The organism is Mesorhizobium loti CJ3sym (assembly GCF_000472785.1).
Classification (GTDB): domain Bacteria; phylum Pseudomonadota; class Alphaproteobacteria; order Rhizobiales; family Rhizobiaceae; genus Mesorhizobium; species Mesorhizobium loti_E.
In genome coordinates this window covers 88,931-109,736 of sequence record NZ_AXAL01000008.1, presented here as the reverse complement: position 1 = coordinate 109,736, position 20,806 = coordinate 88,931, and the positions used below count along the sequence as shown (strand labels likewise).

Genomic DNA, 20,806 nt, shown 5'->3' with positions numbered 1-20,806 from the left:
GATTCTATCCCTTCATCGCAATGATGCGTCGTGCGGCGTTCAAGCCTGGTGCGCCGGAGACGCCACCGCCCGGATGCGAGCCAGCGCTGGCCAGAAACAGCCCTTCGAGCGGCGTGTCGTAGCCTGACCAGCCGGAGACGGGCCGCGAGATCAGCATCTGGTCGGCCTGCAGTTCGCCATGGTGCCAGTGGCCGCCCGGCATGCGGTAGCGCGTCTCGATATCGGCCGGCGTCAGCAGCTCGGCATGGACGACGCTCTTGCCGATGCCGGGCGCATAAGCCTCAAGCTGCGCCATGACCGCCCTAAGGAATTTCGGCTTGCCGGCATCCCAGCCTTCCTTCAAAGCGTAGGGCGCGTACTGCACCACCGCCGACAGCACACAGGCTCCATCAGGCGCGAGCGACGGATCGGCGAGGCTAGGCAGCGTGATCTCCATGACCGGCTCGGGCGAGAATTCACCGTATTTGGACGGGTTGAAGGCGCGCTCGACGTGATCGGGCGAGGGGGCGATGACCAACCGGCCCTTTTGGCCTGCGGCATCGACCCCGCCAAATTGTGGCGGCCGGTCGAGCGCCAGATTGAGCTTGGCGGCATCGCCCTTCATGCGGATGTTTTTGACCTTGCGCACGAAGCCGGTGTCGATCTCGCGTGGCCCGACAAGGTCGCGGAAGGTGGTCGCAGGATTGATGGCGGAGACGATTGTCCTGGCGCGCAACTCCTCGCCAGTGTCGAGCGCGACGCCGACAGCGCGGCCCTTCTCGACGATGATTTTTGCCACGGCAACCGATGTCCGGATGGTGACGCCGGCCTTTTCCGCGGCGGCGCGAATGGCGGCGACGACCGCACCCATGCCCCCCCTTGGCAGAACTTGCGCACCCGCCGCACCGCCGGTCTCGCCAGCCAGGCGATAATAGAGGCCTAGCAACGACGTCGGCGAGCGCGGGCCGAGATGGCTGCCAAGCGTTGCATCGAAGGCGAGAAGGCCCTTCAGCCTGTCGTCCTCGAGCTGTTCGTCGAGCAAATCGGCGACATTCATCAAGAGCACGCGCAGGAAATCGCGCATGTCTTCCTTGCCGAGCTTCTTCAGCGCCAGTGCAGTCTGGCCGAGCGACGCGGTCTCCAGCAGCGACATACCGGCGAGATCGGGCGCGCGGCGGGAGAGGAAGGGTTTTAGGATGCCGGCATAGCGCAACAGCTGCGCCCGCAATTCTTTCCAGGCCGACTGCTCGGAGGAACTGGCGCCGGTCAGCACCTCGCCATAGGCACCATGCAGCATAAGCGCTGGGCCATCCCTGGACAGCGCTACCGACGGCAGAAAGTCCGTGCGGGCAAATTGCAGCCCATGCTTCTCCAGCTCCAGCGTCCTCACCATTTCGGGGTGCAGACGATTCAGCACATGGGCGACCGAGGAGACGCGAAAGCCGGGTGCGAATTCCTCGGTGCGCGCGGCGCCGCCGACATCCTTTGCGGCTTCCAGCACCAGTACCTTGCGGCCGGTCTTTGCCAGCGTGGCCGCAGCGACGAGGCCGTTGTGGCCGCCGCCAATGACGATTGCATCAAATGACGTCATGGGCCGGGCTCATATGCGAGGTGGATTTGGCGAGATCGCGCAGGATTTCGGCGGCGGCATTGCGGCCGGGCGCGCCCATGACGCCACCGCCGGGATGGGTTGAGGAGCCGCACATGTAGAGCCCGCCAACCGGTGAGCGATATTGCGCGTAGCCCGGCACCGGGCGGTTGAACAAAAGCTGGTCGAAGGTCAGCTCACCCTGGAAAATGTTCCCTTCGGTGAGGCCGACCTCGGCCTCGATCTCGCGTGGCGTGCGCACTTCCATGTGGACGATGCGGTCGCGGAAACCCGGTGAGTATTCTGATATCTGCGCAATCACGCTTTCGGCGAAACCATCGCGGTCGGCATCGGTCCAGTCGCGGCCGTTCACCTTGGGCGGCGCGTACTGCACGAAGCAACTCATGAAGTGTTTGCCGGGAGGCGCCATCGTCGGGTCGAGGGTCGTCGGGATCACCATGTCGAGGAACGGGTCAGACGACCAGCGACCGGCCTTCCAGTCGTCATAGGCGCGTTCCATGCGCTCCATCGAATCGGTGAAATGCATGTCGCCGCGATAGACCGGCGAATCCTTCGGCAGTGCGGGGAATTCCGGCAGCGAATCGAGTGCGATGTTGACCTTGCCGGATGAGCCGCGGATCTTGAAATTCTTCACCCGGCGCAGGAAAATGTCGGGCAACTCCTTTTCCTCGACCAGCTTCAGGAAGGTGCGCTTCACGTCGGCGTTGGAGACGACGAGCTTGCCGTAAATCTCCTCACCGCCGGCCAGCACCACACCCTTGGCCTTGCCTCTGCTCACCAGCACATGGTCGACCTCGGCGCCGGTGCGGATGGCGCCGCCCGAGGCCTTGAACGATGCGGCCAGCGCTTTGGTCACGGCGCCCATGCCACCGCGCGCATAGCCCCAGGCGCCGACCGAGCCGTCGACCTCGCCCATATAATGGTGCAGCAGCACGTAAGCCGTGCCGGGCGACATCGGCCCGAGCGCGGTGCCGATGATGCCGGACAGAGCGAAGTTTGCCTTGATGACATCGGTCTCGAAATATTCGTCGAGGAATTCCGAGATCGACATCGTCCAGAAGCGCAGCGTCAGCGCCATTTCCTCAGCAGACAGGCCGGCAAACTTTTTCCCTAGATAGAGCAATTCGCCGAGGTCGCGCGGCTTGAGGCTGGTCGGATCGGGGGCGGTGCGCATCAAGAGCGGTTGGATGAAGCGGCACTGCCGTGTCACGTCGCGGGCATAGCCGTCATAGGCTTCGGCATCGCGTTTGGAGAAGCGGGCGAATTCGCGCCGGTGCGCGTCGTGGTCGCGGTAGTTGGCGAGATAGTCGCCATCCCTGGTGAATACAGCGCCGCCCTCATAGGAGATGACCTGCAGGCCGAAGCGCGGCAGTTCGAGGTCGCGCATGATCTCGGGGCGAAACAGCGAGCAGACATAGGAGCAGTTGGAGTAGAGGAAGCCCGGCGTCAACTCACGACTGGTGGCTGCACCTCCAACCCAGTCGTTCTTCTCCACCACCAGCACATCGAGCCCTGCGCGCTGCAGGTAGCAGGCGTTGACCAGACCGTTGTGTCCGCCGCCGATGATGATCGCGTCCCAAGCTTTCATTGTGGCCCTGTCTCTTTGTTTCTACGCAATTCCCAAGGGAAAGCGCTGCGCGGTTTCCCGGGAAAACCGCTCACACTTTTCCTGGGATTGCTCTGTGACCCGCTGTTCATTTTTGCGTGATCTGTTCCCGAATACGCGGAATTTGGCACGGTATCAGCCGTTCTGTCCAGCCATACTGAATGAATGTTCAACAAATGATGTTGCGTTTTTGCCGCCATGGGTTACGCTTTGCCGGCATTCGAAACTGATGAAATCGGCTGACGGAGCCGGAGTCCGATGATCGAAACGGCAGATGCCGAGCCGGAGTATGATGACACCGCCATCCGCTTCCTCGAGGCGCTGTGGGGCGATGGTTACCTGTCGCCGGGCGGGCCTGAAGAGGTCGACCGGGTGGTCGAGGGCCTTTCGCTCCATGACAAGACAATTCTCGACATCGGCTGCGGCTCGGGCGGCATAGCGCTGCATCTGATCGAGCGCCATGGCGCTGCCCACACCACCGGTTTTGATGTCGAACAGCCGGTGATCGAGGCGGCCCGGCAACGTGCCGCGGCACGTGGGTTGGAGCAGAAGGCCAGCTTCATCCAGGGGCCACCGGGACCGCTGCCTTTCGCCGATCGCTCCTTCGATGTCGTCTTCTCCAAGGATGCGCTGCTGCACGTGCCTGACAAGGACGCGCTGTTCGCTGAGATCTTCCGGGTGCTGAAGCCGGGCGGCGTCTTTGCCGCTTCCAACTGGATGGTTGGCCATGACGGTGAACCGTCGCCCGAGATGAAGGCCTATGTCGCCGCCGAGGGGCTGTCCTTCGCCATGGCCTCGCCGGTGCGCTATGCGCAGGCGATGCGTAGCGCCGGCTTTACCCATGTCACCGTGCGCGACCGCAATCCCTGGTACCGGGAGGTGGCGCGCGGAGAGCTCGCGCGGCTCAAGGGGGCGCTCTACGCACAAGCCGCCGCCGCGGTCGGCGCGGCCTATGTCGACAAGAACATCAAGACCTGGGAGGCAATGCAGAAGGTGCTTGACAGTGGCGAGCACCGTCCCACTCATCTGCGCGGTTGGAAGCCGGTAGGATAGCCGGCAATGCTGGAGACCGTCACATCCATGAAGACTTCCGAGGCCAGGGACATTCTCGCCGAAACGGCGCGAAAGGGCGATGCCGAAAAGCGCGGCCGCAAGGCTTCGAAGGAGGTCCGTCAGCTGCAGCTGATCGAGGCGACGATCGATTCGCTGGCCAAGCGCGGCTACGCCGAGACGACGATGGCCGATGTCGCCGATGGCGCGGGCCTCTCGCGCGGCATCGTCAACTTCCATTTCGAGAGCAAGGAAAAGCTGCTGATCGCCACGCTGCAGCATATGTATGACGAGTATTCGGCGCATTGGCGCGCTTCGCTGCAGAAGGCAGGCGACGATCCGGCGCGACAGCTGCAGCAACTGGTGTGGGCCGACTTCGACCGCTCGATCTGCAACAAGCGCAAGCTCGCCGCCTGGCTGGCCTTCTGGGGCGAGGCCAAGTCGCGGCCGACCTATCAGGCGCTGAGCAGTTCGCGCGATAATTATTACCAGCAGGTCTTCATCGATCTCTGCACGACGCTCAAGCAGAGCGGCTCCTATGCCTATGAGCCGCAGGTGATGGCGCTGGCGCTGTCGGCCATGCTGGAGGGGCTGTGGCTGCGGCTGATGATGGGCACCGAGGACACGACGCGCGAAACAGCCTTGCAGGCGGCCAACGCTTTTTTGGCCTCTGCCTTCCCGAAGCATTACGGTTAGCAACAGCCGGCCGCCAAGACCGGCAAGACCAAAAGAGGATGGAACAGCATGAAGAAACTTAGCCGACGCCTGACATTGACATTGGCGCTGGGCGGCGCGCTTGCGGCTTCGGCCACAGCGTTCGCCGTCGCCGCCGACAAGGACCTGATCGTGTTCGACTGGTCCGGCTACGAGGATCCGAGCTTCCATCCGAAATATGTCGAGAAGAACGGCGATTCGCCGACCTTCGCCTTTTTCGGCGACGAAGACGAGGCGTTCGAGAAGGTGCGCTCCGGCTTCAAGTCCGATCTTGGTCATCCCTGCTCGCAGAGCGTGACGAAGTGGCGCGAGGCCGGCCTGCTGCAGCCGCTCGACACCTCGAGAATCACGGGCTGGAAAGATCTCAATCCCGGCATCATGGCGATGAAAAACCTCGCCACGACCGCTGACGGCAAGGCGTGGTTCATGCCTTGGGACTGGGGCAACACGCAGCTCACCTACAATTCGTCCAAGATCGACGCCAAGGACGTGCAGTCGCTGAAGGCGTTTGCCGATCCGAAGTTCAAGGGTCGGGTGTCGATCGGCGACAATGTCGACGACGCCTATGCGCTGGCGGCGCTTGCCATCGGCATGAAGGACTGGACCACGATGACGGACGACCAGTTCAAGCAGGCGTCCGACTTCCTGCGCCAGGTGCACAAGAACGTCCGCTCCTACTGGACCGACACTACCGATATCGTCCAACTGCTGTCCGGCGGCGAGGTCGACCTCGCCTGGGCCTGGAACGACGCGACTGTGCAGTCCGTCAAGGCAGGCGTGCCGATCAAGTCCATAAAGGACACCAATGAAGGCATCTCGACCTGGGTCTGCGGCTATGTGCTGTTCAAGGACGCGCCCGGCAACATCGATAAGGCCTATGATTACCTGAACGCCGTCAACGATCCGGAGACCGCCAAGGTGCTGGTAAAGGACTGGGGCTATGGCCAGGCCAACGCCAAGGGCATGGCTGGCGTCGATCCGGCGATCCTCAAGGAAAAAGGCTATGACGACGTGCAGAAATTCGTCGACAAGACGCTGTTCCAGTCGCCGCTGCCGTCCGATCTCAAGCTGAAGATGATCGCCGAGTTCGAGAAGATCAAAGCCGGGTACTGATCCATCTCGACTGCCCGTCCGCCACTGACATGGCGGGCGGACGGGCCTCGCCAAAGCAGATGATTTCTCCTAACCTCGCAGCAGCTTTTCGCGAAGGGGGAGTTTCGCCATGACGTCAGTGCTGCGCCGCCTTGCCCTTGCCGCTGCCTGCATGATCGGCGCCGGCGCGGTCTATGCCTTCGCGGCAGGCGGCGGCGATCTCGTGGTGTTCGACTGGTCCGGGTACGAGGATCCGTTGCTGCATCCCGCCTACACCGCCAAATATGGCGCCGAGCCCACCTTCGCCTTCTTCGGTGACGAGGACGAGGCCTTCGAGAAGATGCGGGCGGGCTTCAAGACCGACATTGCGCATCCCTGTTCGCAAAGCGTGGCGAAATGGCGCGATGCGGGCCTGCTGCAGCCGCTCGACACCTCCCGGATCGCCGGCTGGAGGGACCTCAATCCCGGCATCATGGGAATGAAGAACCTCACCACCACCGCCGACGGCAAGGCCTGGTTCATGCCGTTCGACTGGGGCAATACGGCACTGCTCTACCGCACCGACAATGTGACGGCGCAAGAGGCGCAGTCGCTGCGGATACTGGCCGATCCTAAATTCAAGGGCCGCGTCACCATCGGCGACAATGTCGACGATGCCTATGCACTGGCAAGCCTGGTCATCGGTCTCAAGGACTGGACCAAGATGACCGACGCGCAGTTCAAGGAGGCCTCCGATTTCCTGCGCCAGGTGCACAAGAACGTCCGTCTCTACTGGACCGACTCGAGCGATATCGATCAGGCTTTTTCCGGCAATGAGGTCGACCTCGCCTGGGGGTGGGGCCAGACGCTGATCGCGATGAATGGGCAAGGCGTTCCCGTCGCCATGAACCGCGATACCAAGGAGGGCATGTCGACCTGGGTGTGCGGCTACGTGCTGATGAAGGACGCGCCAGGCAAGCTCGACCAGGCCTATGATTTCCTGAGCGCGGTCAATGCGCCTGGCATTTCGAAGTACATGGTCACGACGTTCGGCTACGGTCATGGCAACAGCGCCGGCATGGCCGCGATCGACCACAAGGTGCTGGCCGAGCGCGGCTTCGACGACATCGACAAGTTCCTCGACAAGACGCTGTTCCAGCAGCCGGTCGCGCCCGAGCTGAAGAAGCGCATGGTCGACGAGTTCGAGAAGATCAAGGCCGGCTATTGACGAGCAAACTGCAAAGAACCGAAATCATCATCGTCGGCGCCGGCTTCACTGGCCTGTCGGCGGCGCTTGAACTGAAGCAGGCCGGCGTCGATCTTGTGCTGCTTGAGGCACGTGATCGCGTCGGCGGGCGCGTCGAGGCCGGGCACAACGGACTTGGCGAGCGCATCGACAGTGGCGGCCAGTTCCTGTGCGAGGACATGCCGCAGCTGATGGCCCTGGTCGAGACACGCGGCAAGACGCTGGTTGAAACCTATGTCGACGGCGATTTCATAACCCATCCGTCGATGTCGGTCATACAGGCCGAACGGACCTACCACGGCGCGATGGCGATCCGCGAGCGCATGAACAGGATTGAGCCGGACGACCCCTCGATAGAAGGCATGAGCGTCGCCACCTGGCTCGAACGCCAGCGCGATCCCACCAATGCCAAGACGGCTTTCCGGTCGATGATCGAAGGCCTGTGGTGCCTGCCGATGGACAGGGTGCCGCTCTGGTACCTGATCGACAATGACCGCCGCATCACCAACGAAGTGCCGGAGCTGCAGTATTTTCTGCGCGAGACCATGCAGTCTCTGGCCGAGGATCTGGCTGGTGATCTCGGCGACCGGATGCGACTGAATGAGGCGGCCACGCGCATCGAACATGGGCCACAAGGCGTTCGGGTCGTCTCAGCCAATGGCACGATCGAAGCACGCCAAGTGCTGGTCGCCTTGCCGCCGGCGACGGCCGCGAAGCTCGATTTCGCACCCGCCTTGCCGCCCTCGCTCGGGCAGGCGCTTGGCGTCTGGAAAAGCGGTGCTGTAATCAAGATTCTGGTGCGCTATCCCAAACCGTTTTGGCGAGAGCGGGGCTTGAGCGGCATGGTGATGTGGCGCGACCTGCCGGGGCTGTTTGCCTGCGACGCCAGCAGGGACGCCGAGCATGCCGCGCTCGTCGTCTTCATCGGCGGACCGCTCGCGCTGCGCTGGCAGGCGCTGGACGAGGCTGGGCTGCGGGCGGAAGTGACCACCCGATTGCAGGAAGCCCTCGGGCCGGATGCCGGCAATGTCATCGATTTCAGTTCGCGCGACTGGATACGGGACCGCTGGAGCGGCGGCGCCTACAGCGACCTCATCGTCGACGTGACGGCCAGGGATGCTGAGCGGACGATTCTTGCCGGTGCACCGCCAGTCCATTTTGCCGCTTCGGAACTGTCGCCGTCATTCCCCGGCTATGTCGAAGGCGCGATCGTTGCCGGCCGTATCGCGGCGCGCAAGATTCTCGCCGAGCTTCAGTCGCCCATCGCCACCAGAGCTTCGGGGTCGTAGGCAAGGCGGATCGGGGTGCCGACGGGAATGTCGTCGGCGCCGAAATCGTTGGTCTCGGTCACCGACAGCGGTTTTTCCAACCCCGGTATCTCGACGATCAGGTGGGTGATCTCGCCGAAATAGTGGCGTTCGACCACCTTGCCGGCGACCTCGAATTTTGCCGTCGCATTGTCCCACAGCACGCGCAGGCGTTCGGGTCGGATCCCGAGCGTCGCGCCGCCGCCATTGCGCACGAAGGCCTTTGGCTTGTCGGTTTTCACACGCCCGAAGCCCAGCGTATCGACGACCAGCGAAGCGGCATTTTCCTCGACGATCTCAGCCTTGACGAAGTTCATGCCGCCGAGGAAGTCGGCGACCTGGCGGTTGACAGGCCGCTGGTAGATCTCCTTGGGCGAGGCGACCTGCGCTATTCTGCCGCCGAACATCACGGCGATGCGGTCGGACATGGCAAGCGCCTCATACTGGTCGTGGGTGACCAGCACGAAGGTGATGCCGACCGCCTGCTGCAGGCGGCGCAGTTCCACCTGCATCTGCTCGCGCAGTTTCTTGTCCAGCGCTGACAGCGGTTCGTCGAGCAGCAGCACCTTGGGCCGCATGACGAGCGCGCGGGCGAGCGCGACGCGCTGGCGCTGGCCGCCGGACAGTTCGGTGGCCAATCGCTTGCCGAGCCCGGTCAGCGAGACCTGCGCCAATGCTTCCTCGACGCGCCGCTTCTCTTCGCCGCCCTGCAGCCTCAGCCGCTTCAGCCCATAGGCGACATTCTGCTCGACATTGAGGTGCGGGAAGATCGCGTAACTCTGGAACACCATATTGGTTGGCCGGCGGTTGGCCGGAATGCCTTCCATCGGCTGGCCGCCGACCGCGATCGAACCGCTGGTCGGATTGTCGAAGCCGGCGATCATACGCAGCAGCGTGGTCTTGCCGCAGCCGGACGGACCGAGCAGCGAGAAGAATTCGCCCTCCCTGATGGTCAGCGAGGCGTCGTCAAGCGCCTTGAACGCCCCATAGCTGCGGGTGACGTTCTTGATCTCGATCATTGCTCGATCAGACTGGGATCGATCAGATTGGGGACGCGCGATTTGGGGCTGCTCAGGCATAGATGCCTCCCTGGTTCTGGGTGCGTCTGGCCGCGCGGCGACGCAGGATTTCGGCGACTGTCATCAACAGGAAAGAGGCAACCAGAAGCAGCGTGCCCAACGCCAGCACGCCCGGCAGTTTCGAGGCGAAACGCAGCTGGCCCCAGATGTAGATCGGCAATGTCGCTTCGGTGCCGGTCAGGAAGAAGGCGATGATGAACTCGTCGAGCGAAATGGTGAAGCAGACGAGCAGGCTGGAAATGATCGCCGGCGCCACCATCGGCAGCGTGACACGCCGGAACGTGCCGAAGGCGCTTTCGCCGAGATCGGCGGACGCCTCCTCCAGGCTGCGGTCGAAACCCTCGAAACCGGAGGTCAGCACGGTCATCGAATAAGGAATGCAGACCAGCACGTGGCCAAGCACGACGGTGAACAGCGACAGGCTGAGGCCCAGTTGCAGCATCACCAGCAGCATCGAGATGGCGACGATCACCTCCGGCAGCACCAGCGGTGCCATGATCAGGCCGTTGATGGTGCGGCGGCCGGGGTAGCGGTAGCGGGTAATGGAGCGCGCGGCGAGGATACCGAGCACCGTAGCCAGGATCGAAGCCGAGACGCCGACTTTCAGGCTGTTCCAGGCGGCATCAAGCAGAGCCGGCGTGTGCGGCAGGTCCGCATACCATTGCAGCGTGAAGCCGGTGAGCGGGAATTTTGGCGTCGGCGCCGTGTTGATCGAGAAGATCGGCAGGAAGATGACGGGCAGATAGAGGAAAACGACATAGAGGAACGCATAGACGGACAGCCAGCCGCCCGACAGGAAGCGCCGCGCCCTCATCGTGCCAGCCTCTGCAAAGCCCGGATGATCAGCACCGTGGCGCCCGCCATTAGGGTAACGATCAGCATGGTGGTGACGGAAAGGGCGGCACCCAGCGGCCAGTTGGCCGCCTTGCCGAATTGCGCCTGGATGGCGTTGGCGATCATGACGCCATCCTTGCCGCCGACCAGCTTCGGCGTGACATAGTCGCCGACCGTCGGGATCATGACGATCAGCGCCGCCGAGATCACGCCCGGCGCCGACAGTGGCAAGGTCACGCGCAGGAATGAGCGCAAGGGCCCATCGCCAAGGTCGGTGGCTGCCTCGACCAGCGTGCGGTCAACCTTTTCCAGCGAAACGAAGATCGGCAGGATGGCGAAGGCCGCCCAGGCATGGGTGAGCGTGATGATGACAGCGGTTGAATTGTAGAGCAGCGCCGTCGACGGCTCGTCGATGATGCCGAGACCCATCAGGCCGGAATTCAGGACGCCGTTGTAGCCGAGGATGACCTTCCACGACATCACGCGCAGGAGATAGCTGGTCCAGAACGGGATGGTGATGAGGAACAGCCACAGGCTCTTGTGGCGGCCGCCATGGAAGGAGATGAAGTAGGCGATCGGATAGGCGAGGATGACGGTGAACAAGCTGACCGTCAGCGAGATGTAGAGCGAGCGCCACAACAGGTCCCGGTAGATCGGCTCGGTCAGCGCGACGCGGTAATTCTCCAGTGTGAAGGTGCGGTCGATGGTCAGGTAGTGCTGCGTCCAGAAGGAGTGGGCGATGACCACCAGGATCGGCAGGACCAGAAGGATGAGGGCGTAGAGAAAGGTCGGACTGATCAGGGCAAAGCCCTGTACGGGTTCGGATTGCAGAAGGGCATTTCGTCTGGCCCGCGTCATGCGCAACGGGGGCGACCCTTCCGCAGCCGCCGTCATTGCCAAGCTCCCGGGGGCAGGGCTCCGGGTGTGATCTCGGTTGCTGGCCTGGACCGTTCCGCCATGCGGCATCCCATTCTGCTGACGCCGACTGTTTGTTCCCCTTGCCGGCTTTCTTTCATCATGCGCGCATCCAACGATTGAAATCAAGCGCAATTTCTGCAATATTGATTGAACGGACATTCAAAATGATGTGAAGAAAGCCCCTATTTCTGGCCTCTGATGCTGAATTTTATGTCTGCGAAAAATTCGACTGATGACGTGGAGGCGACAATGGCTGCTGTCAGGGATCTCAAGGCGACGGAAATGGCTCCCACCGGGGGCGACGATGCCATTGAACTGGGCACGCGCCATCTCATCCAGCCCTGGCCTTACGCCGGTTCGGTTGGTGCCGAAGCGCGCGCGCTGATCGGCGAGGGCGACGGCATCTACATCACCGACAACACCGGCAAGCGCCTGATCGACGGGCCTGCCGGCATGTGGTGCGTCAATGTCGGCCATCGCCGCGAGGAACTGGCCAAGGTGATGTACGACCAGGCGATGGCGCTGTCCTACAACACGCCCTGGTACACGATGAACGCGCCGTCGGCGGAACTTGCCAAGCGCATCGCCGATCATGCGCCGGGCGATCTCAGCCATGTCTTCTACACCACCGGCGGCTCTTCGGCGGTCGAGACCGCGCTGCGCTTCATGCAGTTCTACAACAATGTGCGTGGCCGGCCGGAAAAGAAGCTGATCCTGTCGCGCGGCGGCGCCTATCACGGCTCGACCTATCTATCGGCCTCGCTCAACGGCCGCCCACGCGACCGCGACTGGATGGACGGCGCCGACGAGCTGGTGATCAAGCTGTCCTCACCCGATCCGTTCCGCCGTCCGCAAGGCATGAGCCTTGCCGCCTTCACCGATTTCCTGGTCGACCAGTTCCGCGACACGGTCGCCCGCGTCGGCGCCGACAAGATCGGCGCCTTCGTCGGCGAACCGGTGCAGGCCTCGGGTGGCGTCGTCATTGCGCCCGACGGCTATCTCAAGCGCATCCGCGAGATCTGCCGCGACAACGACATCCTCTATGTTTCCGACGAGGTGGTGACGGGCTTCGGCCGGCTTGGCCATGTCTTCGCCTCGGGCGAGGTGTTCGGCATCGATCCCGACATGATCACCTTCGCCAAGGGCGTCACCTCAGGCTATTTCCCGCTCGGCGGCGTCGTCATCTCGGAACGGCTGCTGCAGGAGTTGCGCCGCTCGAACCATCCTGACGCGATGTTCGGCCATGGCCTGACCTACACCAGCCACCCCGTCGGCTGTGCCGTGGCGCTGAAGAACCTCGACATCCTCGAAGACAGCGTGCTTGCGCATACGCGCGAGGTCGCGCCTTACTTCCAGGCGCAACTGAAGACGCTGGAAGAATTGCCGCTGGTCGGCGAGGTGCGTGGTGTAGGCCTGATGGGCTGCGTCGAATGCGTTGCCGACCGCGAAAGCAAGGATCCGCTGCAGCTCGACAAGGATGTGGGCAAACGCATCGACGCGCATTGCCACGAGCTAGGCCTCTTGGTGCGGCCGCTGATCAACATGTGCGTGATGTCGCCACCGCTGATCATCACGCGCGAGCAGATCGACGACATGGTCGGCATTTTGCGCGAAGGCATTTCGAGGACCATGGATGACCTGCGCAACGAGGGTGTGTGGCGAGGGTGAAGGTCCTTCCTTCTCCCCGTTTCACGGGGAGAAGGTGCCCAACGGGCGGATGAGGGGCGGCCCTGACATTCGCTATTGGTCGCGTTTGAGAACTTCATCCGTCTGAGGCGATCCCCTCACCGGCTGGCGCAGCGCCGGCTCACAAGGCTTTAGTCTGACGATTATCTTCTGCGGGGCGAGCCAATCGCGAGGCGTTGGCGCCGCCCCTCATCCGCCCTTCGGGCACCTTCTCCCCGTGAAACGGGGAGAAGGAAGGGTGTTACCCCCGCGACCTGAGCGCGTCGTTCAAATTCCACATGTCCTTCTCCTCGGGCGCGGTCTCCAGGTCCAGCACCGGCAGCATCTTGCGCAGATGGTCGTGGTGGGTGCGCACGCCATATTCCAGATCGGAGAGGTAGAAACCCTCGAAAGCCTCGGACAGCATGGACTCGTTCGACCATACCGAAAGCTGCACATCCTCCGACATGGTGTCACGGTCGATGCGGAACGACAGATAGCGAGCGGCCGCCTGTTCACGGCTTTCGTCACGGTAGCGATAGATGGCGCCGCGCAAAAGGGTCTCGCCCGTCGACAGCGGGAACTCTTGATAGAACTGCACCGATTCCGGCATCACCGAAATAACCGCGTTGGGGAAGATGCCATAATAGACCCAGGCCTTCTTTAGGTGGTCCGGCAGATGTGCCGGCTCGGGCGCGATCTTGACATAGTTCTTGACGCTCCAGCGGCGGCCGGCATGCGGGTTGTAGGTGGCGAAGGAGCGCGACACGCCATTGATGAAGGGCTCGTCGAAATAGGTGGCGCCGTAGAGATCCTGCAGCGCGGGGTGCGCCATGGCGACGTGATAGCCTTCATTGTCGACGTCGCGCACGGACTTCCAGTTGACCGGGGTCTTCTGGGTCCAGATGCCCCAGGATGGCACCATGTCGGCTGCGTTGTAATGCGCGAGTTCGGTTTCAATGGGCTTCAGAAGCTCGGCGACTGAAGGTTGCGGTCCACCATTGCGAAAACGGATGAAGATGAAACCCATCCAGATTTCGAGGTCGAGCGGCATCAAGCCGAACTCGGTCTTGTCGAGATCGGGGAAGGAGCGCGGGCGGGCCGCGCCGCGCAGCGTGCCGTCGAGATTGTAGACCCAGCCATGGAACGGGCATACCAGCGCGTTCTTGCAATTGCCCTGGCTGTCGGCGACCACGCGGCTGCCCCGGTGGCGGCACATATTGTTGAAGCCGCGCACGACGCCGTCCTTGCCACGCACGATCAGGGCACGCTCGCCGACCACATCCATGGTCAAATAGTCACCGGCGTTGGGCATGTCGCTGACATGGCCGACGATCTGCCAATGATTGCGGAAAACATGCTCCTTCTCGAGCTCGAGAAGGGCATCGGAATGGTAACTCCAGCCCGGTAGTCCCCGCCGGTCCCAATCGTTGGGGATCGCCACGTCACGGAGGTGCGGGTTCATAAAACGTCTCTTCTTTTTTGTTGAATAATCATTCAATAAAATCATATTTTGCATTGAAATGCAATGGCTTGTGAAAATACGAAAGAACCCAAGGCGGCTTCCTTGGATCGCCCGTGGCTGAATTCGATGCGGCTGCTGCCTAAGAAAGTCGCGGAGAATCCGGGTGTTAGCCCGGTTCCGGAATGCTGTTTCCGCGCGATTTCACAAAGCGTACGAGTTGAAGAACAGGACGCCTCGCCGGAGGTAAAAACGCTCGCCCCCGCGTGGCCTGATCCGCTGTTCGGCCGGCGTCTGGTTCGGGACAGCCTGGGGGAGCCGATCCGGGGTTCGCTTACTCCGGTAAATGAGAGCTGGAATGACCGGTTCTGCCCGGTTTTGCCCGACAACCCGTTTCAATCTTGTTACATTGCCAGACCTGCGCCAATTTTGTGCTGTTACAGAGTGCGATTAAGTTCGCTTCATCGCCAAAAAGAAACTCAGCGAAGGGGAAGGCAATGCATGCGAAAGTCGAGACCATCAGCGGCCAGCGTCGGCTTCAGGCTCCGGAGCGCGCTGACCGCCGCCCAAAACTGGCGCTTCGCCAACGCGCCAACGACCATCCCATGGCCATGTTCATGGCGCTGGCTGCTTGCGCCTTCATCGGCATGGCGTTCACGCCGACAGTCGGGCCGGCCTTCGCTTCGTTGAATCCGCCGGCCAGCGTCGTCGACGGCGCTTCGACGACAATCAAGACCGCGCGCCTGCCGATGCCGGAGACCGATTTCGCCTGCAAGGGACAGAACTGGGGTGCCGAGAGCGTGGATTGCCTGCGCGCCATCGCCGAGCAGTCCGGCACGCACAAGGCGCGCGCGATCCGCATGATCGCCAATGCCGCGCCGCTGACCAACACGCCAAATATTTTCTAGATTTCCGTCGAAGCGTGACCCCGAAACCGGTTCCCAGCTCGGGACCACGCCCTGACCTCCCCGAGCGCTTCCTCCAGCGCTCCATTCGGCTCCCGTCCGCAAAGTCGGCCGGGAGCCTCTTTTTTATCCTTTCAACGCGGCCTGCTCGGCGATGGTTGAAAGCACGCTGCGTACATCCAGCGTGCTGAACGGTTTCTCCAGGATCTGCGGCCGCTGCGGCGCCGGCAAGGCTTCGATTTCCGCTTTGGCGCCAATCAGGTCGCCGGTGACCAGCACGAAACGCCGCGCGAGATCGGGCCTTTCGACCAGCAGTTCGCGATAGATGGCAATGCCTGATATGCCGGGCATGCGCAGATCCGAAAAAACGATGTCCGGGGGCATGTGACCGCCCAGGGTGGCGGCGCCCGATTCCCAGATGGGCGCGATCCGCGATTTGATGCCCATCAGTTCGAGAATGTCGGATAAGGAGCCCGCGACATCAGGCTCATCATCGATGATCAGGGCGTGGCGCAGGCCGCTCGAGCGTGGCTGGTTCTCGCCGGCGATGACGGCACCGGCCGCGATGGCCGGCAGCTGGACGACGAAACGCGCGCCTTTGGGGAGCACTTCCTCGAACCAGACATTGCCATTGTGCCGCTCGATGATCGATTTCGAGATCGACAGGCCGATGCCGGTGCCCACGCCGACCGGCTTGGTGGTGAAGTAGGATTCGAAGATGCGGTTGCGGATCGCTTCGGGAATGCCAGGCCCGTTGTCCTCGACCGAAAAGCCGGGTTTGCCCAGCTCGCTGCGGAATGTCCGCACCTTGATCAACCGGTCGCCCGCAACACCGGCCAAGGCGTGCTGGCTGTTGATCAAAAAGTTGGCGGCCACCTGTGTCACGTGGTCGGCGTCCGCCATGGCCAGCAGCGGACCAGGCGCGAAATCGGTGTCGATAATGATGCCGCTCGAGCGTGCGCCATAGGCTGTCACTTCGAGTGCCGCGCGGATCACCTGGTTGAGATCGGTCTCGGCCTGCGCCGCGGGATGCAGACGCACCATCGACAGGAAGCTCTTGACGATGCGGCCGCAGCGCTCGGCGGCGGCGCGCACCTTCTCGGCACGCACCTTGGTCTGCGGATCGGTGGCGAATTCATGCAGCAGCGTCGATTGCGCGACCACCACGGCGAGCGGGTTGTTGAGCTCGTGCGAGACACCTGCAAGCAGCGAACCCATCGCCGCCATCTTCTCGTTCTGGTGCAGTTTCTCGCGCTGGCGGTTGATCTCCTCCTCGGCGCGCAGCCTGTCGCGCAGGTCGCGGATCGAGCCGAAGATCAGGCGACGGTCGGCGACGCGCATCTCGGTCGCCGTCAGCTCGATCGGAAACACCTCGCCGGCGGCATTCTGCGTCACCGTCTCGATCCGCTGGCCGACCATTGGCGCGCCGCGACCGGACATGTAGTCGGCACCGGAGGAATAGCCCTTGCGGTAGTATTCGGGCACGACAGTGTCGAGCAGGTCCTTGCCGAGGATGTCGCTGCGCAGGAAGCCGAACATCTTCTCGGCGGCCGGATTGAATTCGATGATCGAGCCGGCCTCGTCGATGACGATGATGGCGTCGAGCGAGGCCTGCAGCATGGTGCGGCGGATGACTTCGCTGGCATGGGCATCGGAGGGCGAGTGTTCGATGGCGTCGCCGATGGCGAGCGCGATGATGTGCAGCGTCGCCTCTTCCTCGTCGGTCCATTCACGCTCATCGACACAATCATTGACGGCGAGCGTGCCCCACAAATGGCCGTGCGCGAAGATCGATACCGACAGGAACGACTTGATGTTCTGCTTTTCGAAATCGGTTCTCAGGAACCCTTCGAGGTCGCGCGTGTGCCCGGCAAAGATCTTGCCTTGCCGTTCGTCCTCGGCCACGCGCTCCAGCAGCGGATCCGAATTGACGATCGACTGCATGATGACGGTCGGGGACGCGAGTTCGCCGCCGAAGTCGGGGTCAATCCAGTAGGAGGCGACCGACTGGGCAAACCCCTGGCCGGGCAGTTCGCGCAAGCGGAACAGGATGCCGCGCTGGCACTCGATGGCACGGCACAACGTTTCCAGTATGCCGTCCATCTCGCGCTGCCAGTCGCCGGCCTCGCGCAGCCGGCGAACGACGCGCACTGCCGCCATCGCCGCGCCCTGCCTGAAACCTTGCATATCCGTGCTTGTTGCTTCGCGCGTCATCGTCAGCCGTCATTTTCAAAGTGATGCCAATTCGATCGGCGAACAACGGCTGCGAACCCGAAACCCCGTGGGCCTGGCGCTCAGTTGCTGTCGCCGGTCGGCAGCGAGAAGATATAGCCTTCGCCGCGCACCGTGCGCAGGAATTTCGGGTTGGCCGGGTCGGCCTCGATCTTCTTCCTCAGGCGCATGATGCGGATGTCGACGGCGCGCGACGATTCCGGGTCCTCGGTGAAGCCGATTGCCTCCGAGATCGCGGCGCGCGTTAACAGCCGGTTGGCGCGAGTCAGGAAAACCTCCAGCACGTCGAATTCGCTCTTGGCCATGTCGATCACCGTGCCGTTGACGCCGGTGACCAGCCTGCCGTCGAGGTCGGCCTGGAAGGGGCCGAAGGCGACGGACCGGCGGTTTGCCGCGAGCTTCTTGCCTTGCGGCTCCGTCGGCTGCGGGACGCGGCGCAGCACGCTGCGGACCCTGGCCAGCAATTCACGCAGTTCGTAGGGCTTGACGATATAGTCATCGGCGCCCAGTTCCAGCCCGACGATGCGGTCGAGCGCTGTGCCGGCGGCGGTCGCGTAGATGATCCCAATCGGCATTTTCGAGCGCAGCCAGCGACCGAGCGACAGCCCGTCTTCGCCCGGCATGGCGATGTCGAGGATCGCCAGATGGAACGGCTGCGTTTCGACCAGGCTGCGCGCGGCGGCAGCGGTCTCGGCGGTCGCGACATCGTAGCCGGAGGCGCCGAGATATTCGGCAACAGCGTCCCTCAGGTCGGGCTCGTCCTCGACAATGACAATTCTTGCCCGCACGATGCCCTCGCTGCCACTTTCAGTGGAAAGTAGATTGGGTATAAACATGATGTCCAGCACTCATATCCGGTTGCCAGGGAACGGTTGGAAAATATGGCCACACGAGCCGTCATCGCGCTTGTTTCCGTCGCCGAAATGGTTGCGACCGAGCTTGCCGACCATCTTGAGCGGCGTGGCCATTATGTGCGCCAGGCGCGGCAGCCATGGGAGGCGGAATCGCTGCTGGCGGGCAAGGGTATCGATGTCGTCGTGGTTGGCGACAGTCTCAGCCAGGCTGAAGGGCGGGATCTGCTCAGGCGTCATGGCGGCGAAGGCGACGAGGACGGGCCGGATTTCATCCTGATCTGCCAGCCGGCCGATCTCGTCGACAAGGTGCTGGCGCTCGAACTGGGTGCGGCCGACGTTGTCGAAAGCCCCCTCAATGTCCGGGAACTCGCCGCCCGTGTCGGCGGCCTGCTTTCGCGGCGCGGCAGAGGCACCCAGGAACTGATCGTTCTGGAGAACGCGACCGTCGATTTGAGATCGGCCATCGTCATGCACCGCTCCGGTACGGAGGAACAGCTTTCGCCCGGGCAGGTGGCGCTGCTCAGATTGTTCCTGGCGAGCCCGCGCAAGGTGCTGACGCGTGACGACATCATCGCCGCCGCGCCGGCCGAGAATGCCGACGCCTTCGATCGCTCTATCGATTCGCGCATCGTGCGGCTGCGCCGCAAGCTCGACACCGAGACCATCACCACCATACGTGGCGCCGGCTACCGTTTCGATCCGCCGCGCCAGTTCGCTGACTGACGGCAGCGCATCCGGGTTATCTTTCTGGCTGAGCATCGGGTTTTCCAATTCACCGATGCTCCCGAAACTCAGCGTACCACCAGCAGCGACGGACCCGAGTGCATGTCACTGGCCACGACGAGTTCGTTTGCCTGGACACGGTCCTTGAGCAGCACGGTGGCGAGGGCGGCAAAGCCGAGCAGGCCCTGCGCGTAAAGCAATGCGGACAGCACCGAGGCCGCGAATTTCGGTTTCATCGTTCCAATCCCCAGAAATGCAAATTCGTCAAAGATGATCTGTCGCGGGTCGCTTCAGGAAACTCCCGAAGTGCCCGCGCCGCTTACGGAGCCCCCCGTCGCGGCGCGGGCCTTCGGTCCTCCAGCAGCAAGTCGCCGGAGGGGCCGCGCAATGCCAGCAACCGAAGGCCAACCCGCCAGAGGGCCTTTAGTCGGGCAATGCGCAGGCTGGACACAATCCAGACCGTGGCGGAAAACAGGGCGACGTGCAGGGTCGAGATCTCACTCGAACTCATCGCCGCCAGCCTTGCCACGGGGTCGCCGGTAATTTTGCCGACACCGCTGATGGCCGCCGCTGCGATGCTGATCCTGAAGAGCCAGGACCGCGTGTTCGTTTTCGTTCCCATGGTCGTTGCCGTCTGCTTTCGTTACGTCAACTTTGCTTCCGGCCCGTATCCGGATCATGCCGCGCAAAGCCGCGCTTTGTTGCAGATTGGTTTCGAGATTGAACTTTGATCTTTCATATAAGGGTAATTCGAACTTTCGTTTCGCGGGATACACCCATGTTCCCGATCCCGGTCTCATTTCGCGGGTGCCGTTATCACCACTGCGACTCCCTGGCTTGTTAACCATAGGAAACAGATTCGAAACACAAACGAGCATTTCGCGAAATCTGTCCGAAACATGCAGCAACGATAAGCCGCTCATCAGATGGAGTCGGCCGGACCGGCAGAGAGAGGGGACATCATGCACACCACCATTTCCGCCAAGCTCATCAACATCACCGCTGCCGCGCTCACGGCCACTGCGCTTCTGTTTGGCGCCAACGCTGCCCATGCCGCCAACAGGATCGTGGCGCGGGTCTCGCTTTCGCAGCAGGTCATGGAAGTCTCGGTCGATGGCCGGCCGGCCTTCGCCTGGAAGGTTTCCACCGGTGACCGGGCGCATGTGACGCCGACCGGCTCGTTCAAGCCGACGCGCATGCATGAGATGTGGTATTCGAAGAAGTACGACAATGCGCCGATGCCGCACTCGGTCTTCTTCAGCGGTGGCTACGCGGTTCACGCCACCTATGCCATCAAGCGCCTCGGCCAGCCGGCCTCGCATGGCTGCGTGCGGCTGCATCCCGACAATGCCGCCGATTTCTACCAGCTTGTCGAAACCTTCGGGCCGGCCAACACCAGCATCGTCATCGTCAAGTAGCAGGCTGAGGAACGGGCACGGTTTACCGCCGCGCTCCTGTCCAGGGCTGCCGCCGGAAAGTGTCTCGCGATATTGAGCACGGCTCAACCGGCGGTGTCGAGCGCAGCCAAAAAAAGAGGCCGGGGATCTTCCGG

At 62.7% G+C, this 20,806-nt stretch carries 19 protein-coding genes; 10 read left to right on the top strand and 9 right to left on the bottom strand.

Features of this window, described 5'->3' with window-relative positions:
• Positions 1-4: 4 nt before the first annotated feature.
• Both A3A9_RS0112380 and A3A9_RS0112375 read right to left on the bottom strand, forming a co-directional pair.
• Complete coding sequence (locus A3A9_RS0112380) at positions 5-1,570, bottom strand: phytoene desaturase family protein (RefSeq protein WP_027059072.1); 1,566 nt, start codon at positions 1,568-1,570, stop codon at positions 5-7.
• Entirely contained in the window at positions 1,557-3,176 is a 1,620-nt protein-coding gene (locus A3A9_RS0112375) for a phytoene desaturase family protein (RefSeq protein ID WP_027059071.1), read from the bottom strand. Before A3A9_RS0112375 ends, A3A9_RS0112380 begins: the two co-directional genes overlap by 14 nt.
• Before the next feature lie 276 nt (positions 3,177-3,452).
• On the opposite strand from A3A9_RS0112375, the gene A3A9_RS0112370 reads away from it, so the two are divergent.
• The 5 genes from A3A9_RS0112370 (at position 3,453) to A3A9_RS0112350 (ending at position 8,564) form a co-directional block, all read left to right on the top strand.
• On the top strand, positions 3,453-4,247 hold the full coding sequence (locus A3A9_RS0112370) for a class I SAM-dependent methyltransferase (RefSeq protein WP_027059070.1): 795 nt from the start codon (positions 3,453-3,455) through the stop codon (positions 4,245-4,247).
• Positions 4,248-4,274: 27 nt separating this feature from the next.
• Positions 4,275-4,940 (top strand): transcriptional regulator BetI, encoded by a 666-nt coding sequence (gene betI, locus A3A9_RS0112365; RefSeq protein WP_430515879.1) that lies wholly within the window; start codon positions 4,275-4,277, stop codon positions 4,938-4,940.
• A gap of 48 nt (positions 4,941-4,988) precedes the next feature.
• Positions 4,989-6,071: an ABC transporter substrate-binding protein gene (locus A3A9_RS0112360; RefSeq protein ID WP_027031417.1), complete on the top strand. Its 1,083-nt coding sequence runs from the start codon at positions 4,989-4,991 to the stop codon at positions 6,069-6,071.
• Between the two features lie 109 nt (positions 6,072-6,180).
• Positions 6,181-7,257 carry an extracellular solute-binding protein gene (locus A3A9_RS0112355; RefSeq protein ID WP_027059068.1) on the top strand — a complete coding sequence of 359 codons (1,077 nt, stop codon included), beginning with the start codon at positions 6,181-6,183 and terminating at the stop codon, positions 7,255-7,257.
• Positions 7,254-8,564, top strand: coding sequence for a flavin monoamine oxidase family protein (locus A3A9_RS0112350; RefSeq protein WP_027059067.1), 1,311 nt, complete (start codon positions 7,254-7,256; stop codon positions 8,562-8,564). Before A3A9_RS0112355 ends, A3A9_RS0112350 begins: the two co-directional genes overlap by 4 nt.
• Here A3A9_RS0112350 and A3A9_RS0112345 read toward each other — a convergent pair.
• Genes A3A9_RS0112345 through A3A9_RS0112335 form a run of 3 tightly spaced genes read right to left on the bottom strand, consistent with a single transcriptional unit; the run spans position 8,528 to position 11,389 of the window.
• The gene (locus tag A3A9_RS0112345) at positions 8,528-9,601 is read right to left on the bottom strand and encodes an ABC transporter ATP-binding protein (protein ID WP_027059066.1); all 1,074 of its coding nucleotides are present in this window, start codon (positions 9,599-9,601) and stop codon (positions 8,528-8,530) included. The two genes, A3A9_RS0112350 and A3A9_RS0112345, sit on opposite strands and share 37 nt — an antisense overlap.
• 52 nt (positions 9,602-9,653) lie before the next feature.
• Positions 9,654-10,475 carry an ABC transporter permease gene (locus A3A9_RS0112340; protein ID WP_027059065.1) on the bottom strand — a complete coding sequence of 274 codons (822 nt, stop codon included), beginning with the start codon at positions 10,473-10,475 and terminating at the stop codon, positions 9,654-9,656.
• Positions 10,472-11,389: an ABC transporter permease gene (locus A3A9_RS0112335; RefSeq protein WP_027059064.1), complete on the bottom strand. Its 918-nt coding sequence runs from the start codon at positions 11,387-11,389 to the stop codon at positions 10,472-10,474. The genes A3A9_RS0112340 and A3A9_RS0112335 overlap by 4 nt, the downstream gene beginning before the upstream one ends.
• Before the next feature lie 273 nt (positions 11,390-11,662).
• Here A3A9_RS0112335 and A3A9_RS0112330 point away from each other — a divergent pair, with 273 nt between their 5' ends.
• Positions 11,663-13,081 (top strand): aminotransferase, encoded by a 1,419-nt coding sequence (locus A3A9_RS0112330; RefSeq protein ID WP_027059063.1) that lies wholly within the window; start codon positions 11,663-11,665, stop codon positions 13,079-13,081.
• Positions 13,082-13,340: 259 nt separating this feature from the next.
• Here A3A9_RS0112330 and A3A9_RS0112325 read toward each other — a convergent pair whose 3' ends face one another.
• Positions 13,341-14,543 carry an aromatic ring-hydroxylating oxygenase subunit alpha gene (locus A3A9_RS0112325; RefSeq protein WP_027059062.1) on the bottom strand — a complete coding sequence of 401 codons (1,203 nt, stop codon included), beginning with the start codon at positions 14,541-14,543 and terminating at the stop codon, positions 13,341-13,343.
• 494 nt (positions 14,544-15,037) lie between these two features.
• Between A3A9_RS0112325 and A3A9_RS0112320 the strand changes: the two genes are divergently transcribed.
• Positions 15,038-15,448, top strand: coding sequence for a hypothetical protein (locus tag A3A9_RS0112320; RefSeq protein ID WP_027059061.1), 411 nt, complete (start codon positions 15,038-15,040; stop codon positions 15,446-15,448).
• Positions 15,449-15,571: 123 nt separating this feature from the next.
• Here the strand turns inward: A3A9_RS0112320 and A3A9_RS0112315 are convergent, their stop codons facing one another.
• Together A3A9_RS0112315 and A3A9_RS0112310 are read right to left on the bottom strand one after the other, a co-directional pair.
• Positions 15,572-17,632 (bottom strand): PAS domain S-box protein, encoded by a 2,061-nt coding sequence (locus A3A9_RS0112315; protein ID WP_245279024.1) that lies wholly within the window; start codon positions 17,630-17,632, stop codon positions 15,572-15,574.
• Between the two features lie 107 nt (positions 17,633-17,739).
• Positions 17,740-18,513, bottom strand: coding sequence for a response regulator (locus A3A9_RS0112310; protein WP_202596367.1), 774 nt, complete (start codon positions 18,511-18,513; stop codon positions 17,740-17,742).
• A 45-nt stretch (positions 18,514-18,558) separates the two neighbouring features.
• Between A3A9_RS0112310 and A3A9_RS0112305 the strand changes: the two genes are divergently transcribed.
• Complete coding sequence (locus A3A9_RS0112305) at positions 18,559-19,254, top strand: response regulator transcription factor (RefSeq protein WP_027059058.1); 696 nt, start codon at positions 18,559-18,561, stop codon at positions 19,252-19,254.
• Between the two features lie 68 nt (positions 19,255-19,322).
• Here A3A9_RS0112305 and A3A9_RS45165 read toward each other — a convergent pair whose 3' ends face one another.
• Positions 19,323-19,490: a hypothetical protein gene (locus tag A3A9_RS45165; protein ID WP_082222029.1), complete on the bottom strand. Its 168-nt coding sequence runs from the start codon at positions 19,488-19,490 to the stop codon at positions 19,323-19,325.
• Between the two features lie 324 nt (positions 19,491-19,814).
• Between A3A9_RS45165 and A3A9_RS44790 the strand changes: the two genes are divergently transcribed.
• Both A3A9_RS44790 and A3A9_RS0112290 read left to right on the top strand, forming a co-directional pair.
• Positions 19,815-19,985: a hypothetical protein gene (locus tag A3A9_RS44790; protein ID WP_161634491.1), complete on the top strand. Its 171-nt coding sequence runs from the start codon at positions 19,815-19,817 to the stop codon at positions 19,983-19,985.
• Between the two features lie 231 nt (positions 19,986-20,216).
• Complete coding sequence (locus tag A3A9_RS0112290) at positions 20,217-20,672, top strand: L,D-transpeptidase (RefSeq protein WP_027059056.1); 456 nt, start codon at positions 20,217-20,219, stop codon at positions 20,670-20,672.
• Positions 20,673-20,806: the final 134 nt, after the last annotated feature.

What these genes read in the sequence shown, in the direction of transcription:
- A3A9_RS0112380 (WP_027059072.1), bottom strand. Translation starts at nt 1,570, where the DNA reads ATGACGTCATTTGATGCAATCGTCATTGGCGGCGGCCACAACGGCCTC.
- A3A9_RS0112375 (WP_027059071.1), bottom strand. Translation starts at nt 3,176, where the DNA reads ATGAAAGCTTGGGACGCGATCATCATCGGCGGCGGACACAACGGTCTG.
- A3A9_RS0112370 (WP_027059070.1), top strand. Translation starts at nt 3,453, where the DNA reads ATGATCGAAACGGCAGATGCCGAGCCGGAGTATGATGACACCGCCATC.
- betI (WP_430515879.1), top strand. Translation starts at nt 4,275, where the DNA reads ATGAAGACTTCCGAGGCCAGGGACATTCTCGCCGAAACGGCGCGAAAG.
- A3A9_RS0112360 (WP_027031417.1), top strand. Translation starts at nt 4,989, where the DNA reads ATGAAGAAACTTAGCCGACGCCTGACATTGACATTGGCGCTGGGCGGC.
- A3A9_RS0112355 (WP_027059068.1), top strand. Translation starts at nt 6,181, where the DNA reads ATGACGTCAGTGCTGCGCCGCCTTGCCCTTGCCGCTGCCTGCATGATC.
- A3A9_RS0112345 (WP_027059066.1), bottom strand. Translation starts at nt 9,601, where the DNA reads ATGATCGAGATCAAGAACGTCACCCGCAGCTATGGGGCGTTCAAGGCG.
- A3A9_RS0112340 (WP_027059065.1), bottom strand. Translation starts at nt 10,475, where the DNA reads ATGAGGGCGCGGCGCTTCCTGTCGGGCGGCTGGCTGTCCGTCTATGCG.
- A3A9_RS0112335 (WP_027059064.1), bottom strand. Translation starts at nt 11,389, where the DNA reads ATGACGGCGGCTGCGGAAGGGTCGCCCCCGTTGCGCATGACGCGGGCC.
- A3A9_RS0112330 (WP_027059063.1), top strand. Translation starts at nt 11,663, where the DNA reads ATGGCTGCTGTCAGGGATCTCAAGGCGACGGAAATGGCTCCCACCGGG.
- A3A9_RS0112325 (WP_027059062.1), bottom strand. Translation starts at nt 14,543, where the DNA reads ATGAACCCGCACCTCCGTGACGTGGCGATCCCCAACGATTGGGACCGG.
- A3A9_RS0112320 (WP_027059061.1), top strand. Translation starts at nt 15,038, where the DNA reads ATGCATGCGAAAGTCGAGACCATCAGCGGCCAGCGTCGGCTTCAGGCT.
- A3A9_RS0112315 (WP_245279024.1), bottom strand. Translation starts at nt 17,632, where the DNA reads ATGCAAGGTTTCAGGCAGGGCGCGGCGATGGCGGCAGTGCGCGTCGTT.
- A3A9_RS0112310 (WP_202596367.1), bottom strand. Translation starts at nt 18,513, where the DNA reads ATGTTTATACCCAATCTACTTTCCACTGAAAGTGGCAGCGAGGGCATC.
- A3A9_RS0112305 (WP_027059058.1), top strand. Translation starts at nt 18,559, where the DNA reads ATGGCCACACGAGCCGTCATCGCGCTTGTTTCCGTCGCCGAAATGGTT.
- A3A9_RS45165 (WP_082222029.1), bottom strand. Translation starts at nt 19,490, where the DNA reads ATGAAACCGAAATTCGCGGCCTCGGTGCTGTCCGCATTGCTTTACGCG.
- A3A9_RS44790 (WP_161634491.1), top strand. Translation starts at nt 19,815, where the DNA reads ATGGCCGCCGCTGCGATGCTGATCCTGAAGAGCCAGGACCGCGTGTTC.
- A3A9_RS0112290 (WP_027059056.1), top strand. Translation starts at nt 20,217, where the DNA reads ATGCACACCACCATTTCCGCCAAGCTCATCAACATCACCGCTGCCGCG.